The following is a 15,120-nucleotide window of genomic DNA, read 5'->3' on the forward strand; positions in this document are numbered from 1 at the left end:
TCAGTAGCGGTAGTGGTCGGGCTTGTACGGACCCTCCACCGGCACCCCGATGTAGGCCGCCTGCTCCGGACTCAGCACGGTCAGCCTCGCCCCCAGCGCCTCCAGATGCAGCCGGGCGACCTTCTCGTCCAGATGCTTGGGCAGCACATACACCCCCACCGGATAGGCATCCGGCTTGGTGAACAACTCGATCTGGGCGATCGTCTGGTTGGCGAAGGAGTTCGACATCACGAACGACGGATGCCCGGTGGCGTTGCCCAGGTTCAGCAGCCGCCCCTCGGACAGCACGATGATCGCCTTCCCGTCCGGGAAGGTCCAGGTGTGCACCTGCGGCTTGACCTCGTCCCTGACGATCCCGGGGATCGCCGCCAGACCGGCCATGTCGATCTCGTTGTCGAAGTGGCCGATGTTGCCCACGATCGCCTGGTGCTTCATCCGCGCCATGTGGGAGGCCAGAATGATGTCCTTGTTGCCGGTGGTGGTCACGAAGATGTCCGCACTCTCCACCACATCCTCCAGCGTGGCGACCTGATAGCCGTCCATCGCCGCCTGCAGCGCGCAGATCGGGTCGATCTCGGTGACGATCACCCGCGCGCCCTGCCCGCGCAGCGACTCCGCGCACCCCTTGCCCACGTCCCCGTAACCGCACACCACGGCCACCTTGCCGCCGATCAGGGTGTCGGTGGCCCGGTTGATCCCGTCGATCAGCGAGTGGCGGCAGCCGTACTTGTTGTCGAACTTCGACTTCGTCACCGAGTCGTTGACGTTGATCGCCGGGAAGAGCAGCACGCCGTCGCGCTGCATCTCGTACAGCCGGTGCACCCCGGTGGTGGTCTCCTCCGTCACCCCCCGGATCTCCGAGGCCAGCGCCGTCCACTTGCCCGGCTGCTCGGCCAGGGTGCGGGCCAGCAGGCCCAGGATGACCGCGTGCTCCTCGGACTCGGCCGTGGAGACGTCCGGCACCGCGCCGGCCTTCTCGTACTCCACGCCCTTGTGCACCAGCAGCGTGGCGTCCCCGCCGTCGTCCAGAATCATGTTCGGCCCGCCGGTGGGCTCGCCCGGCCAGGTCAGCGCCTGCTCGGTGCACCACCAGTACTCCTGAAGGCTCTCGCCCTTCCAGGCGAAGACCGGCACCCCCCGCGGATCCTCGGGAGTGCCACCGGGACCGACCGCGACCGCGGCGGCGGCATGGTCCTGGGTGGAGAAGATGTTGCAGGACGCCCAGCGCACCCGCGCGCCCAGCGCCACCAGCGTCTCGATCAGCACGGCCGTCTGCACCGTCATGTGCAGCGACCCGGTGATCCGCGCCCCGGCCAGCGGCCGGGCGGCGGCGTACTCGCGGCGGATGGCCATCAGACCGGGCATCTCGTGCTCGGCCAGCGTGATCTCCTTGCGGCCGAACGCCGCCAGGGACAGATCCGCCACCTTGAAGTCCCGTGCTGTGCCGGTCGAAGCGCCGGTCGAAGTGGCGGTCGCGTCGGTCGATGCGCCGGTGGACGCGTCGGTCGTCGTCATATGAGAGCTGCTCCTCGGAATCGGTCGAGGTGGTACGGCTGGCTGGTCTGCGGCAGCGGGCAGGCGTGCGGGAGACGGGCACTCCGGCGGTCCGCCGTCGTGTGCCGTCGTCACCGTACGCACCATACGAACGTACGTGTCCCCTGGCCGCAGCGCAGTCCGTCGGAGGCCCTCTCTCCCTCGGCCGGCCCGTGTTGGCCGCCCGACCGCCATCAGCAGCGACGTCTGTGCCTTCCCGAGGCTACACGTTCGGTGCGCCGCCCGGGCGGGACAGGGACGGGGCAGGGTTGCGGGCACGGGGCGGCACCGTGGGATTCCGGCCATGGGGGCGGGCGCGGCCGCGGTACGGCGAGCGGCCCGGGACGACGGATCTCGTCCCGGGCCGCTCGCCGTACCGGCGTCGCCGTACCGCCGCTCAGAGGGTCTTGGCGGCTTCCTCCGTCTCGCTCCCCCGGTATATGTCCGGCTCCAGGTAGATCACACGGGCGATCGGGACCGCCGTGCGGATGCGGTGCTCGGCCTCGTCGATCGCGCGGGCGACCTCGGCCGCCGACTCGTGGCTCTCCACCGCGATCTTGGCGGCGACCAGCAGCTCGTCCGGGCCGAGGTGGAGCGTGCGCATGTGGATGATCCGGGTGACCCGCTCGCCGTCGACAATCGCCTCACGGATCTTCCCGAGCGCCTCCGGGTCGGCGGACTCGCCCAGCAGCAGGGACTTGGTCTCCACGGCGAGGACGATCGCGATGACGACGAGCAGCACACCGATGCAGATGGTGCCGATGCCGTCCCAGACCGGGTCGCCGGTCAGGAGCGCCAGGCCGACGCCGGCCAGGGCCAGGATGAGACCGACCAGGGCGCCGAGGTCCTCCAGGAGCACGACCGGCAGTTCGGGTGCCTTGGCCCGCCGGACGAACGCCGTCCAGGACTGCGTGCCGCGGATCTCGTTGGACTCCTTGATCGCGGTCCGGAAGGAGAAGATCTCGGCGATGATCGCGAAGACCAGGACGCCCACCGGCCAGTACCAGTGGGAGAGTTCGTGCGGGTGCCTGATCTTCTCGTAGCCCTCGTAGAGGGCGAAGAGGCCGCCGACCGAGAACAGGACGATGGCCACGAGGAAGGAGTAGATGTAGCGCTCGCGCCCGTATCCGAAGGGGTGCTCCTCGCTCGCCTTCCTCTTCGCCTTCTTGTGGCCGAGCAGCAGCAGCGCCTGGTTGCCCGAGTCGGCGACGGAGTGGACGCCCTCCGCGAGCATCGACGAGGAGCCGCTGAAGGCGAACGCCACGAACTTGGCCACGGCGATGGACAGGTTGGCGCCCAGTGCGGCGACGATCGCCTTGGTTCCGCCTGATGCACTCATGGAAGGTCGGCTCTCCTGGGAAGACGGCAGGGTTTGTTCGCGCGGCCGGGCCCGGGGGCCGGTGCGGGGCTCGTTTCCCTGCGGCTCCCGGGCCTCGCGGCACGGTGGTGCGGTGGTGCGGTGGTGCGGTCACATCGCGGTCATACGGCCACGGTCGCGCGGAAGAGAGTACCGCTGCCGAGGACCGCGACGCGCTCGCCCGCCCGTACGAAGGCCGACCGGCCCCGGGGGAGGACGAGTTCGCCGCCCGCACCGCCCGCGGTCACCTCCCGCAGGAGGATCTCCCCTTCCGTACACAGCAGGATCTGGGGGGTTCGGTCGTCCAGGTCGTGCGGCTCGGCCCCGGGCGCAAGAACGTACCGGGAGAGCCGGAACTCGTCGACGGGCGCCGCGTACACCTCCTCGCCCGCGGATGTGGTGCGCGGCCGCAGCACCTCGGGCGCCATCGGCTCGAAGCGGACGACGCGCAGCAGTTCGGGGACGTCCACGTGCTTGGGGGTCAGACCGCAGCGCAGCACGTTGTCGGAGTTGGCCATCAGCTCCACGCCCAGGCCGCCGAGGTAGGCGTGCGGGACGCCGGCGCCGAGGTAGAGGGCTTCACCGGGTTCCAGGTGCACGACGTTGAGCAGCATCGCGGCCAGGACGCCCGGGTCGCCGGGGTAGTGGCCTGCGATGCCGGCGTAGGCGGCGTACTCCCGGGCGTACGGCCCTTCCCCGGCCGCCAGTCGCCGCGCCGTCGCGGCGGCCGCCGCGACGGTCTCGGCGATCGCCTCCCGGTCGGCGGAGAGCACGGCGGTCAGCACCTCGCTCAGCGCCTCGTCCTCGGGCCGGGCGCGCAGGATGTCCGCGTACGGCTTGAGGCCGCCGACGTCCAGGGCCTCCAGCAGGTCGGCGGTCCGGGCGGGGGCGCGGAAGCCGCACAGGCCGGTGAAGGGCGTGAGGGCGCAGACGAGTTCGGGCTTGTGGTTGGCGTCCTTGTAGTTGCGGTGCGGGGCGTCGGCCGGGATGCCGCGCTCCTCCTCGTCGGCGAAGCCCTCCCTGGCCTGGGTGAGGTCGGGGTGTACCTGGAGGGAGAGCGGGGAGGCGGCCGCCAGCACCTTGAGCAGGAACGGCAGCCGCGGTCCGAACGCCTCGATGACCGCCGGGCCCAGTTCGCCCTCGGGGTCGGCCGCGATCGCCTCCGACAGGGGTGTCCCGCCTCCGCGGTCGATCAGCGACGGCGCGCCGGGGTGGGCCCCCATCCACAGCTCGGCCTGCGGCTCGCCGGTGGGCTCGGTGCCGAGCAGTTCGGGGATGGCGGTGGTGGAGCCCCAGGCGTAGGGGCGCACGGTGTTGGTGAGGAGGTCCATGCGGGATGGTGTCCTTGGGTTCTAGGGTCCTTGGTTCCGGGCCCGGGCCTCGTCGTCCGGGCTCCGACGACTCCGACTGTTCCGACTGTTCCGACGACTCCGGCCGTTCCGGCGGCTCGGGTGACTCCGTCAGCGCCGCTCGCCGCCGGCGAGCGCGAGGTAGACGGCGGCGAAGTCCACGGTGGCCAGCAGTTCGGCGGTGGCTTCGAGCGGGGTGCTGCCCTCGGCCGGCTCCAGCTCGCTGACCGGGGTGCCGTGCCCGTACGCCAGGTCGCGGGCGGCGACGGCGGCGGAGTGGGCGGCCGGAGGGCCCTCGCGCAGCAGGACGATCCGGGCACGCATCGCCTCGGGCTCCTCCACCCTGTCCCGGAAGAAGTCGTCGGTGTCCTCCGCTCCCGCGAAGGAGCCGGTCAGCAGCGCGCCGTGTGCGGTGAGCGCCTCCGGAAGGAGGGCGGCCAGCACCGGGCGGCCGGCGAGCGAGGTGAGGGTGGTGGCGAAGTGGCGGGCGGCGGCGGCCGCGACGGTGCCCTCGCTCCACAGCAGCGGCAGCGCGTCGGAGAGCTCCGCGGCCAGGGTCTTGGCGGGGTTGCCGTAGGTGGCGGCGGCGGGGCCGCACCGCTCGGCGACCTGGTCGAGGCGGTCGGCGAGCGCGGCCAGCCCTTCGGGGCCGGCGGCGGCCAGGCCGAGCCGGTCGGCCAGGGCCAGGAGCGGGGTGAGCAGCGCCCACAGGAGGCCGGGGGCGGCGGGCGGGGCCGGGGGCTGCCGCTCGTAGGCGTCACGCGGGTCGGGGCCCTCGTAGTGTTCGCCGGGCATCTCGGCCAGCGGTACGGCCAGGCCGCGGGCCTGGATGGTCGCCTCGGCCAGCGGGGCGGGGGCGGGGCTGACGGAGACGACGGTGCAGCCCCGGCGGTACGCCTGCTCGGCGAGTGCGGTCAGGCCGCCCTCGTGGCCGTCCGGGGTGGCGAGCAGCAGCAGGTCCAGCGGACCGGCCCAGCCCGGCAGCGTCCAGCGCAGTGCGCCGGGGTCGGGGAGGGAGCCCGCGGGGTGGAGCAGGGTGACGGGTACGGCTCCGTTGCCGAAGGCCGCGAGGAGGTCGGCGACGCAGGCGACGGCCGGTCCGGTGCCCGCGACGAGGACGGCGCGGGGGCGGCCGTCGGGACGCAGTTCGGTCAGTCCCGCCTCGGTGGCGTGCCGCAGGGCCGTACGGGCGCGGGCGCCGGAGGCGGCGGCCCCGCGCAGCAGGCCGTGGGTGTCGGCTCCGGCCAGGGCGTCGGGGGCGTCGAGCAGGGTCTCGTCCAGCATGTGCGGCCTCTCCGGTCGCCGGGGGCGGTCGTGCTCAGGCGGGACGGCGTGCCTCGTCGACGAGGAGGACGGGGATGCCGTCCCGGACGGGGTACGCCAGTTCGCACCCGCTGCCCTCGCAGACCAGTTCGTCGCCCTCCTCGTGGAGGGGGGAGTGGCACGCCGGGCAGGCGAGGATCTCCAGGAGACCGGCTTCGAGCGGCATGGGGTGCGTCCCTTCGGGGCGTGTGCTGTGCTGCTTCGTGGTGCTGTCGTGCATGGTGCTGTCGTGCGGTCAGCGTACCGCCGGGAGGCCGCTCTCCGTCGGCGGGTGCCGTGGCGGCGGCCCCTCGGGCCGGCCCGCCGCCACGGGCCGCGCGGTGGCGCCACGGGCCGCGCGGTGGCGCCACGGGCCGCGCGGTGGCGCCGGAACCGGTGGCCGGTCCCGGCGCCGCCGTGCGGTGTCCGGCGGGCCGGCCGTCAGGCGCGGACGATCGCCAGCACCTCGTCGCGGACCCTGGCGGCCGTCTCCGCGTCACGCGCCTCGACGTTCAGGCGCAGCAGCGGCTCGGTGTTGGAGGGGCGGAGGTTGAACCACCAGTCCGGCGCCGTGACCGTCAGGCCGTCCAGCTCGTCCAGCGTCAGGCCCTCGCGGCCGGAGTAGGCGGCCTTCACCGCGGCGGCGCGCCCGGCCTGGTCCTCGACGGTGCTGTTGATCTCGCCGGAGGCGGCGTAGCGGTCGTACCGGGCGACCAGTTCCGACAGGGTGCCCCCCTGTCCGCCGAGCGCGGCCAGGACGTGGAGGGCGGCGAGCATGCCGGTGTCGGCGTTCCAGAAGTCGCGGAAGTAGTAGTGCGCCGAGTGCTCGCCGCCGAAGACCGCGCCGGTGCGCGCCATCTCCTCCTTGATGAAGGAGTGGCCCACCCGGGTGCGCACCGGGGTGCCGCCGGCCTCCTTGACGACCTCGGGGACGGACCAGGAGGTGATGCAGTTGTGGATCACGGTGGAGCCGGGGTGCTTGGCCAGCTCGCGCTCCGCGACCAGGGCGGTGATCGCCGACGGGGAGACGGGCTCGCCTCGCTCGTCGACGACGAAGCAGCGGTCGGCGTCGCCGTCGAAGGCCAGGCCGATGTCGGCGCCGGTCTCCCGCACCCGGGCCTGGAGGTCGACGATGTTGGCCGGATCCAGCGGGTTGGCCTCATGGTTGGGGAAGGTGCCGTCGAGTTCGAAGTACATCGCGTCCAGCTCGACGGGCAGGCCGTCGAGGACGGTGGGGACGGTGTGGCCGCCCATGCCGTTGCCCGCGTCGACGACGACCTTCAGCGGGCGGACGGCGGTGAGGTCGACCAGCGAGCGCAGATGGGCGGCGTAGTCGGCCAGCACGTCCCGCTGCGTGATCGTCCCCGGCTTCTCCGCCGGCTCGGGGGCCCCGGCGGCGGCCCACTCCTCCACCAGCGCGCGGATGTCGGCCAGGCCGGTGTCCTGGCCGACGGGGGCGGCGCCGGCCCGGCACATCTTGATGCCGTTGTACCGGGCGGGGTTGTGGCTGGCGGTGAACATCGCGCCGGGCAGGCCGAACCGGCCGCTGGCGAAGTAGAGCTGGTCGGTGGAGCACAGGCCGATCTCGGTGACGTCGGCGCCTCGGGCGGCCGCTCCCCGGGCGAAGGCACGCGACAGGCCCGGTGAGGAGGGGCGCATGTCGTGTCCGACCACGATCGCGCTCGCGCCCGTGACCGTCGCGAACGCCGCGCCGAACAGTTCGGCTAGGGGTTCGTCCCACTGGTCGGGCACCACACCACGTACGTCGTACGCCTTCACGATGTGTGACAGGTCAGGCACGGTCCACCCCTTCTGGAGTATCTGGCGACGCCCCAAATGTAACGGGGCGATCAGTTCTCGGGGGACCGCAGTACCCGCAGGTGGCCACGTCGAGCCACCTCCATCAGATCCGTCTCGCGCACACCGCCGGAGCCGGGCTGCTCGGTGGGGGCGGGCTTCCTGCGCTGCGGGGTGCGGGCGGCCTCGCGAACGGCGTTGGCCAGGGCTTCGAGGTCGTCGCCGCTGGGGCGGGCGGGGCCCGCGTCCACGGCGAGGCGGACGACCTCCCAGCCGCGCGGGGCGGTCAGCCGTTCCGAGTGCTCCGAGCACAGGTCGTAGCAGTGGGGCTCGGCGTAGGTGGCGAGGGGGCCGAGGACGGCCGTCGAGTCCGCGTAGACGTACGTCAGCGTCGCCACGGCAGGGCGGCCGCACGCGGTGCGCGAACAGCGACGTACAGGGCTCACGATGTTGGACGGTACCGCACTCTTGAGCGGGCCGCGACGACTCTCCGGGAGGTCACCCTGTTGTGTCGTGCCGGCCCACCGGGATCCCGCGAGGCGGCGGCGGACCGGCTGACCTGGCACGGGCCGGAAAAGTCCGGTTGGCGGCGGGACGGAAGCCGGACATAGGCACCGTTACCCCTTCGTTCGGATTCCGTCATCGAGGAGCGATCATCGATCGGGGAGTTGTCCGAAACGGGACCGTGGAAAAGACCGTGGGAAAACGTGGAGAACGGAACCGGTCGGTTTCCGGCGGCCGGTGGTGAACGCCGTCCCGTGCCCCGGGGAGCGCGGGACGGCGCGCGGACCGCGGGCGACGGCGCGCGGCCGCGTCCGGCGGTGCGGGAGGCGCGTCACGGAAAGTGCGGGGTCGCGTCGTCCCCGCTCCCCGGCGCCCTCCGGACGGCTACTCTCAAGGTGATGAGCAACCCCGTACCGCCCCGCCGGCCCGATCCGCGACCGCGTCGCCGGGATCGCCATGGACGCGGCATGCGCGGCCCCATCGCGCCGCCCCAGGTGCCGCTCGCCATGAGCCGCGCCGACGCCTTCGACGACCTGGTGCGCGACTCCGCCGACCGGCTGGAGAGGCAGTGGCCGCAGCTGTCCGGGGTGGAGTTCGTGGTGCAGGAGGTGCCGCCGACCGCGCCGGGGGGCGGGAGCGGGCCCGACAGCTGGATCGACGGCTGGCTCGGCGGACCGGACAGCGTGCCGCTCGGCCGGTACGCGGCCGCGCGGGACGGCCGCCCCGACCGCATCGTCGTCTACCGGCGGCCCATCGAGCTGCGCGCCAGGACGCGCGACGACCGGGCGCTGCTCGTCCACGAGGTGGTCGTCGAGCAGGTCGCCGAACTCCTCGGGCTGGCCCCGGAGTCGATCGACCCGCGCTACGGGCAGGACTGAGGACGGCCGGGAGCGGAACGGGCCCGGGTGGCGCCCCCGTTCTCCGGGGGCGCCACCCGGGCCCTTTTCGCCGTAGGCCCGCTCAGTCGACGAGTACCGACAAATCCTGCCCGGCCCGTGGCACCGCCACCGTCCCCCGGTCGTCCGGGAGCGTCTGCACGGTGAACATCGGGATGCCGTCGTCCTCCAGGGACAGCGTCCGGGCCGCGTACACCGTCCCGCCCGACAGCCGCTCGACGGTGAGCGCGTAACGCCCCTTCCCGCCCTCGGGCCGCAGGTCGTCGACGGCCGTGGTGGTGCCGGCCTTGAGGTCGAACGTCTTGCTGACCGGTTCGCCGCCGCCGCTGCCCGCCGACGCGGTCACCCGCACCTTGGCGGCCTTCTCCGGGGCGACCAGCGACAGGACCGTACCGCCGTCCTCGCCGCTCCTCGCTCCCGCGTCGCTCCCGGCCGCGGACGCCCGCTCCCGGACAGGGCCGGTGGCGGGGACGAACGCCGTCTCCTGCCGTGCCCCCTCGCCGCGCAGCACGCGCAGCGCCGCCACGACCCGGGCGCCGCCGCCCTCCTCGGCCGGGGAGAGGATCAGCGAACCCGGCTCGCCCCTGGTCACGTCGCCGAGGTCGACGGCGACGGTCGTGCCGCTCCTGACGTGGAGGGTCTCCTGGCCGGCGGGGGTGATGGCGCCGGTGGGGGTGGCCAGCCGCACCTTCAGGTCCACGTCCTTCTCACCGGGCGCGAAGGCGACCAGGCGTACGGCGGTGGCGTCGGCCGGAATGCCCGGCAGGACCAGGGAGCCGCGGGATTCGGCGGAGGCCGCCAGCCAGTCGCCGCCGAGCTTCTCGTCGAGCGACTGCACCTGGGCCCCGATCCGTCCGCTGCGCGCCACCACGTGCAGGACCACGTTGGTGACCGGCTCGCGCGAGAGCGTGGAGAGCAGCACGGGGACCGTGGAGCGGCCGGGGACGTTGAGGCCCTCGCCGCTCTCGGTCTTCACCGAGCCGTCCTTGCCGTACAGCTCCAGGTCGACCACGGCCGGGGCGTCGTCGGGGTTGGTCAGGTGGATGTAGTCGTGGCGCGACTTCGCGGTGCTCGCGCCGGGGAACCAGAACTCGGTGCCGGGTACGGTGCAGGACACGCCCAGCAGCCCGCGGCCGGTGCCCGCGGTGACGAGGGTGGTCTGCTGGACCGTCCAGCCGGGGGCGAGGCTTCCGTCGGCCGAGCCGGTCAGCGCGGGCGAGCCGCTGCTGTCCGCCTCGGTGGTGACCGGGACGCCGGGCTTCTCCAGGGGGACGACGGGGTCGGGCCCGTCGGCCCCCTTTCCGTCCTTTCCGTCCTTCCCGTCCTCGCCGCCGCGGCCGCCGCCTTCCAGGGTGCTCCCGGCCGGCAGCAGTCCGGCCCCGCTCCCCGCGCTCCCCTTCCGCTCGGTGTCGCCCTTGGGGGTGTAGGCCGTGTACGTGGTCTCGCCCACCTCCGAGGAGGCCGGCTGCGGGCACACCAGTGTGGAGCGTTCCACGGGGAGCCGGGCGGCGGCGGGACCGGCCGCGGGCTCGCCGGAGGGGGCGGTCAGCGCCGCGAGACCGGTGACGGCGGCCAGCGCGGCGACCACGCCGATCAGGGGGTTGGCGGTGCGGTTCATGCGCGGTCGCTCCTGTCGCCGTACGTCGTGCCGTCCTGGGCGCCGTGGCCGTACGCGCCGCCGTCGTACGTGTCGCCGTACGCGCCGCCGTGCGGGCCGCCGTCGTATGTGTCGCCGTACGCGCCGCCGTGCGGGCCGCCGTCGTATGTGTCGCCGTACGAGTCGCCCTGCGGAGGCCGCCCGCCCTGCGCGTACGGGTCGCCCTGGCCGGCGTACTGCTCGTACCGCTGCCCGTCCCAGCCGTCCCAGCCCTGCTGCTGCGCGTACGAGGGCTGGGGCTGCGGGGCCGGCTCGTACTCCGGTCCGGGTGCCGGTTCCGGCTCGGCCCCCGGCTCGGCCCCCGGCGGCGGACCGTCCGCCGCCTCCTGCGCCGCGCGCAGCCTGCGGGCCCGCCGGCCCTCGCCCTCCACCGGCTGGGCGGGTACCGTCTCGGCCGCCTCGGGCAGGTCGTCGTCGATCTCCCGGCGGCGTCCCGGCAGCGCCATGACCAGCACCACCAGCATCAGGAAGCCCTGCGCCCACACCCATGCGGTGTGCGTCACGGGAGTCTCGTGGACCAGCTCCAGCCGGCCGCCCTGCGCGGGCAGTTCGAAGCCCTGCGCCCAGCCGTCCACGGTGACGGGCTTCAGCGGACGCCCGTCCAGCGTGGCCCGCCAGCCGGGGTCGGCGGTGTCGGCGATCCGCAGCACCCGCCCGGCGGGTCCGGCGGGGACGTCGGCGCGCGCCTCGACCGGCCCGGCCGCGACGGTCACCGGTTCGGCCGCCGCGCCGTCCTTCCCCTCCGGGGGGACGACGGTGATCCGGGCGACCTGGGCGTCCACCCGCCACAGCGCGCTGCCGTCCTCCTGGCTGAGCCGGGACAGGCCCGGTGTCGCGTCCAGCACCGCGCTCATCTCGCGGGGGGCGCCGTCGCGCACCAGGACGTAGCGGACGGCGTAGCCGCTGAGCTGCTCGGCCTGGTCGGCGCCGGAGCCCGCGACCAGATTGGCGACGATCCCGTCCAGCCGCCGGTCGCTCCCGGCCTCGCGGGCCGTGTCACCGTCGCCCAGCCGGGCGCCGGAGCCGCGGACGAGGGTGTACGAGACCCGGGCCGCCGCGGACGAGGTGCTGTTTCCGGCGTTCGCTGCGTTCCCGGCGCCGGTGTCCCCGTCGAGGACGAGGGTGCGCGGCCGGTCCCGGGTGCCGCTCTCCTCGGCGACGAACGCCGGGACCTGCACCGGGCTGCGCCGCGACAGCGGTCCGTCGGCGCCGGCCGCCGTCCAGACGGCGGCGGCCACCAGGGGCGCCACGGCGGCCGCGAGGCCGATCAGGGCCGCGACCGGCTGCCGCCAGCCGAAGCTCTGGGCCGCGACCCGGCCGCGTGCGCCCTCGGCGCCGAGCACGGCCGCGGCCAGCAGGCCCAGGCCGTAGACGAGGGTGGCGGGTCCGGCCCAGCCGGAGCCGCCGGTGAGCGCGGCGAAGAGCAGGCCGGTCAGGGCGGTGGCCCAGGCGGCCAGGATCGCGGTGCGCCGCTCGGAGCGCAGCAGCGCGGCGAGGGCGGCGAGCACGACGCCGGCGAAGAGCATCCCGCCCACCGTCCCTGGTCCGCCGGGGTCGAGGGTCAGCAGTCCGGTGGCGGAGGCGCTGCCCTCGCCGTACGGCAGCCCCGCCTCGCGCAGGAAGGCCGAGGGGCTGGTGAGCAGTTCCAGCGACCACGGCGCCAGCAGCACCATCGGCACCACCAGCAGTACGGCGGCGCGGACCGCGTACGCCCCGGTGTGGGCGCGCTGCCGGGCCCGCAGGGCCAGTACGGTCACCGCGAGTACGGCGGCGACCGGCCAGAGGACGGGGGTGAAGGCGGTGGTGAGGGTGAGCAGCAGCGTCAGGGCCCACACGGGGCGCCAGCCCGGCCGGCCGTCCCCGGCCGTCCGCAGCCCCGAGGCCGCGACCGCGGCCCGGGCCATCAGCGGCAGGACGATCGCGAGCAGGGCGGTGCCGAGCCGGCCGCCCGCCAGGGCGCCGGTGACGGCGGGCAGGAAGGCGTAGGCGACCGCGCCCCAGGCGCGCAGCAGCCGGGAGGCGACCAGCGGCCGGGAGGCGAAGTAGGCGGTGAGTCCGGCCAGCGGCACCGAGCAGACCAGCAGCAGGGTGAGGGTGAATCCGGTGCTGCCGAGGAAGACGGTGGCGAGCGTGGCGAGGACCGCCAGGTACGGCGGGGCGGACTCGGCGGCGCCGGTGCCCACCGGCTGCCAGGTCTCCAGGTGGCGCGACCACAGCTCGGCGGCGGAGCCGGGCGCGGGCAGCAGTGCGCCGCCGGCCAGCGCCCCGCCGCCCAGCAGGTCGCGGCAGGCGACCAGGGAGGCCAGGAGGAGCACGGCGAAGAGCACGGGCCCCGGCTTGCGGGCGATCCGCTTCAGCCGGGCGAACTGCTCGACCTCCAGGAAGTCGGCGTCGTCGTCGCCGGGCCCGGTCTCGACGGCGCCGTGCCGCGCGCCGGAGGAGGCGTCGGGGTCGGAGCGCCGGGCGAGACTGCCCGCCACCTGCTCGGCGGTGGCGCGTACGGTCGCGCCCGGGGGCGGGAAGAGGGGGCGCAGCTCCGAGTGCGCGACCGCGGGTCTGCCGCGCCTGCGCCGGGCGGCGAGGACGCGTTCGGGGCGCAGGAGGGTGCCCATGAGCCCCCTGAACTCGTCGAGCGCCTGCCCGGGCACCTTGCCGACCAGATAGGCGAGCATCCTCAGCAGGGTGCCGACGACCAGGCGCAGCAGGACCCAGGGCAGCTTCTTTCCCGGGGCGTTGACGAGCAGTGTGTAGACCGCGCCCGCCTTGTCCACGCGGTGCGGGCCGGCGACCGAGCGCCCGACGCAGTCGATGGGCCGCCTCTCCCGGGAGGACGCCTCGGCGTGCCGGACGACGGCGTCGGGCGCGACGAGCACCCGGTACCCGGCGGCCTGGGCCCGCCAGCACAGGTCCACGTCGTCGCGCATCAGCGGCAGGTAGCGGTCGAAGCCGCCGAGCCGCTCGAAGACGTCGCGCCGTATGAGCATGCCGGCGGTGGAGACGGACAGCACCTGCCGCACCTGGTCGTGCTGGCCCTGGTCCTGCTCCCGGCGGTCCAGGCCGGTCCAGCGCCGGCCGCTGTCGGCGATGGAGACGCCGACCTCCAGCAACTGCCGGCGGTTGTACCAGCTGCGCAGCTTGGGGCCGACGACGGCGGCCGACTCGTCGGCGTCGGCGACGCGGAGCAGCTCGGCGAGGGCGTCCGGCGCGGGCGCGCAGTCGTCGTGCAGCAGCCACAGCCACTGGACGGGTTCGCCGTAGGGCAGTTCGGGCATGTCGTAGGCGTCGTCGCGCCAGGTCCGGGTGACCGGGTCCCAGCCGCTGGGCCGCTTCAGGTAGGGCAGGTCCTCGGGGCCGAGGACGGGCGCGGTGCGGGCCGCCTCGCCGACCGCCGCGCCGAAGCCGGTGCGGCGGGCGAGGTGCAGTACGCGGTCGGGGCCGAGCGCCTCGGCGACCAGCCGCGCGGAGTCGTCGGCGCTGCCGGTGTCGGCGGCGATCACGTCCTGCACCGGCCGCTCCTGACCGGTGATCGCGGCCAGGGCGTCGGGCAGCCAGCGCTCGCCGTCGTGGGAGACGAGTACGGCGGTGACGACGTGCCGGGGGAACTCCGGCGGCCCGCCGGGGTCGGCCTCGGGCCGTGGTGAGGCGAACGCTGCTGTGGCCGCCTCGTACTGGGCCGCCGGGTGACTGTGCACGGACATCGGGGTAGGGGCCCTCCGGCCGGGGTCCGGGGGTCGCCCCCCGGAAGGCTGCTGCGTCGGACTGCTGGAAGTGTGCTGGACGCGGGTGCCGTGCGCTCGGCGGCCGCGTCGTGGACGGCTCCCCACACTAATGGCTGTACGCGCCCCGGCGTCCGGGGTCCCAGGTAGTGGATACCCGCGCAGCGATCCGCCCCCGCGCGGTGCGCGGGGGCGGATCGGGTGCTCTGTGGTCCGTGCGGCGTTCCGTGCCGTTTCGTCCGCCGGTTCCCTGTGTCTCCTCTTCCGCCGCTTCTGCTTCTTCTGCCGCTTCGTCAGGCGGCCGCACGGCCGGGGTGTTGTGCGAGCCTTCGCCGGGAGGGCGGGGACGGGCGGTGCCGGTCCGTCAGACGGCGGCCTTCTTCAGGCGGCGGCGCTCACGCTCCGACAGGCCGCCCCAGATGCCGAAGCGCTCGTCGTTGGCGAGGGCGTACTCGAGGCACTCGGAGCGGACCTCGCAGGCGAGGCAGACCTTCTTGGCCTCTCTGGTGGAACCGCCCTTCTCCGGGAAGAAGGACTCGGGGTCGGTCTGGGCGCACAACGCGCGCTCCTGCCAGCCGAGCTCCTCGTCCGCCTCTTCGACCAGCAGTTGTTCGAACAGCTCGGTCATGCGCGCCCCTCGTCTGTCTTTACGTCCCCGTGATGCTGTCGTTATCGATCCCGGCCGAACGACACGAGTGAAATTACAAGTGTGTACATCCACGCGAGTCAAGCCGAGATCTGCTATTGGGCCCGTTATTCACTCTGCGGAACCAAACCCTTGCATTAAGTGTTTAAATCATCACAAACCATGACAGCCGGATCGGACATCTCGCCCAACCGACCCTCCCGTCCGGAAGGACGCGCCCGAGACCGGCCGCGTTGCCCTCCACGCTCCGAAGCGACCTCGATCACACTCTGATCACAGATCCACAACGACGTTTGTACGTGCGGATGTTGCGCCACTTGTCCGCTCCCGGCGCGCATAAACCTTTCGCCGGCCCCGACAACC

Annotated in this window: 11 protein-coding genes; 1 reads left to right on the forward strand and 10 read right to left on the reverse strand. The window is 74.0% G+C overall.

Features of this window, described 5'->3' with window-relative positions; translation table 11 throughout:
• The 7 genes from ahcY to CUT83_RS28000 form a co-directional block, all read right to left on the reverse strand.
• On the reverse strand, nucleotides 1-1,515 hold the full coding sequence (ahcY, locus tag CUT83_RS27970; protein ID WP_101258602.1) for an adenosylhomocysteinase: 1,515 nt from the start codon (nucleotides 1,513-1,515) through the stop codon (nucleotides 1-3).
• 415 nt (nucleotides 1,516-1,930) lie between these two features.
• Nucleotides 1,931-2,872: a cation diffusion facilitator family transporter gene (locus tag CUT83_RS27975; RefSeq protein ID WP_101258603.1), complete on the reverse strand. Its 942-nt coding sequence runs from the start codon at nucleotides 2,870-2,872 to the stop codon at nucleotides 1,931-1,933.
• 140 nt (nucleotides 2,873-3,012) lie between these two features.
• Complete coding sequence (gene manA, locus CUT83_RS27980; RefSeq protein ID WP_101258604.1) at nucleotides 3,013-4,221, reverse strand: mannose-6-phosphate isomerase, class I; 1,209 nt, start codon at nucleotides 4,219-4,221, stop codon at nucleotides 3,013-3,015.
• A 129-nt stretch (nucleotides 4,222-4,350) separates the two neighbouring features.
• Nucleotides 4,351-5,523, reverse strand: coding sequence for an SIS domain-containing protein (locus CUT83_RS27985; RefSeq protein ID WP_101258605.1), 1,173 nt, complete (start codon nucleotides 5,521-5,523; stop codon nucleotides 4,351-4,353).
• 34 nt (nucleotides 5,524-5,557) lie between these two features.
• A complete protein-coding gene (locus CUT83_RS27990) occupies nucleotides 5,558-5,728 on the reverse strand; it encodes a Trm112 family protein (RefSeq protein WP_101258606.1) in 171 nt (56 codons plus the stop codon).
• A 254-nt stretch (nucleotides 5,729-5,982) separates the two neighbouring features.
• Nucleotides 5,983-7,341 (reverse strand): phosphomannomutase/phosphoglucomutase, encoded by a 1,359-nt coding sequence (locus CUT83_RS27995; protein ID WP_101258607.1) that lies wholly within the window; start codon nucleotides 7,339-7,341, stop codon nucleotides 5,983-5,985.
• A gap of 50 nt (nucleotides 7,342-7,391) precedes the next feature.
• The gene (locus CUT83_RS28000; RefSeq protein WP_237880924.1) at nucleotides 7,392-7,787 is read right to left on the reverse strand and encodes a DUF3499 domain-containing protein; all 396 of its coding nucleotides are present in this window, start codon (nucleotides 7,785-7,787) and stop codon (nucleotides 7,392-7,394) included.
• Between the two features lie 453 nt (nucleotides 7,788-8,240).
• On the opposite strand from CUT83_RS28000, the gene CUT83_RS28005 reads away from it, so the two are divergent.
• Nucleotides 8,241-8,720, forward strand: coding sequence for a metallopeptidase family protein (locus CUT83_RS28005; protein WP_101258609.1), 480 nt, complete (start codon nucleotides 8,241-8,243; stop codon nucleotides 8,718-8,720).
• A gap of 82 nt (nucleotides 8,721-8,802) precedes the next feature.
• On the opposite strand, the gene CUT83_RS28010 is transcribed toward CUT83_RS28005, so the two are convergent.
• The 3 genes from CUT83_RS28010 to CUT83_RS28020 form a co-directional block, all read right to left on the reverse strand.
• Nucleotides 8,803-10,356 carry a DUF5719 family protein gene (locus tag CUT83_RS28010; RefSeq protein WP_101258610.1) on the reverse strand — a complete coding sequence of 518 codons (1,554 nt, stop codon included), beginning with the start codon at nucleotides 10,354-10,356 and terminating at the stop codon, nucleotides 8,803-8,805.
• Nucleotides 10,353-14,093 carry a glycosyltransferase gene (locus tag CUT83_RS28015; protein ID WP_101258611.1) on the reverse strand — a complete coding sequence of 1,247 codons (3,741 nt, stop codon included), beginning with the start codon at nucleotides 14,091-14,093 and terminating at the stop codon, nucleotides 10,353-10,355. The genes CUT83_RS28010 and CUT83_RS28015 overlap by 4 nt, the downstream gene beginning before the upstream one ends.
• A 382-nt stretch (nucleotides 14,094-14,475) precedes the next feature.
• Nucleotides 14,476-14,739, reverse strand: a complete 264-nt coding sequence (locus tag CUT83_RS28020; protein ID WP_003950432.1) for a WhiB family transcriptional regulator — start codon at nucleotides 14,737-14,739, stop codon at nucleotides 14,476-14,478.
• Nucleotides 14,740-15,120 lie beyond the last annotated feature (381 nt).

It is taken from the genome of Streptomyces barkulensis, assembly GCF_002843305.1.
GTDB classification, from domain to species: Bacteria; Actinomycetota; Actinomycetes; order Streptomycetales; family Streptomycetaceae; genus Streptomyces; species Streptomyces barkulensis.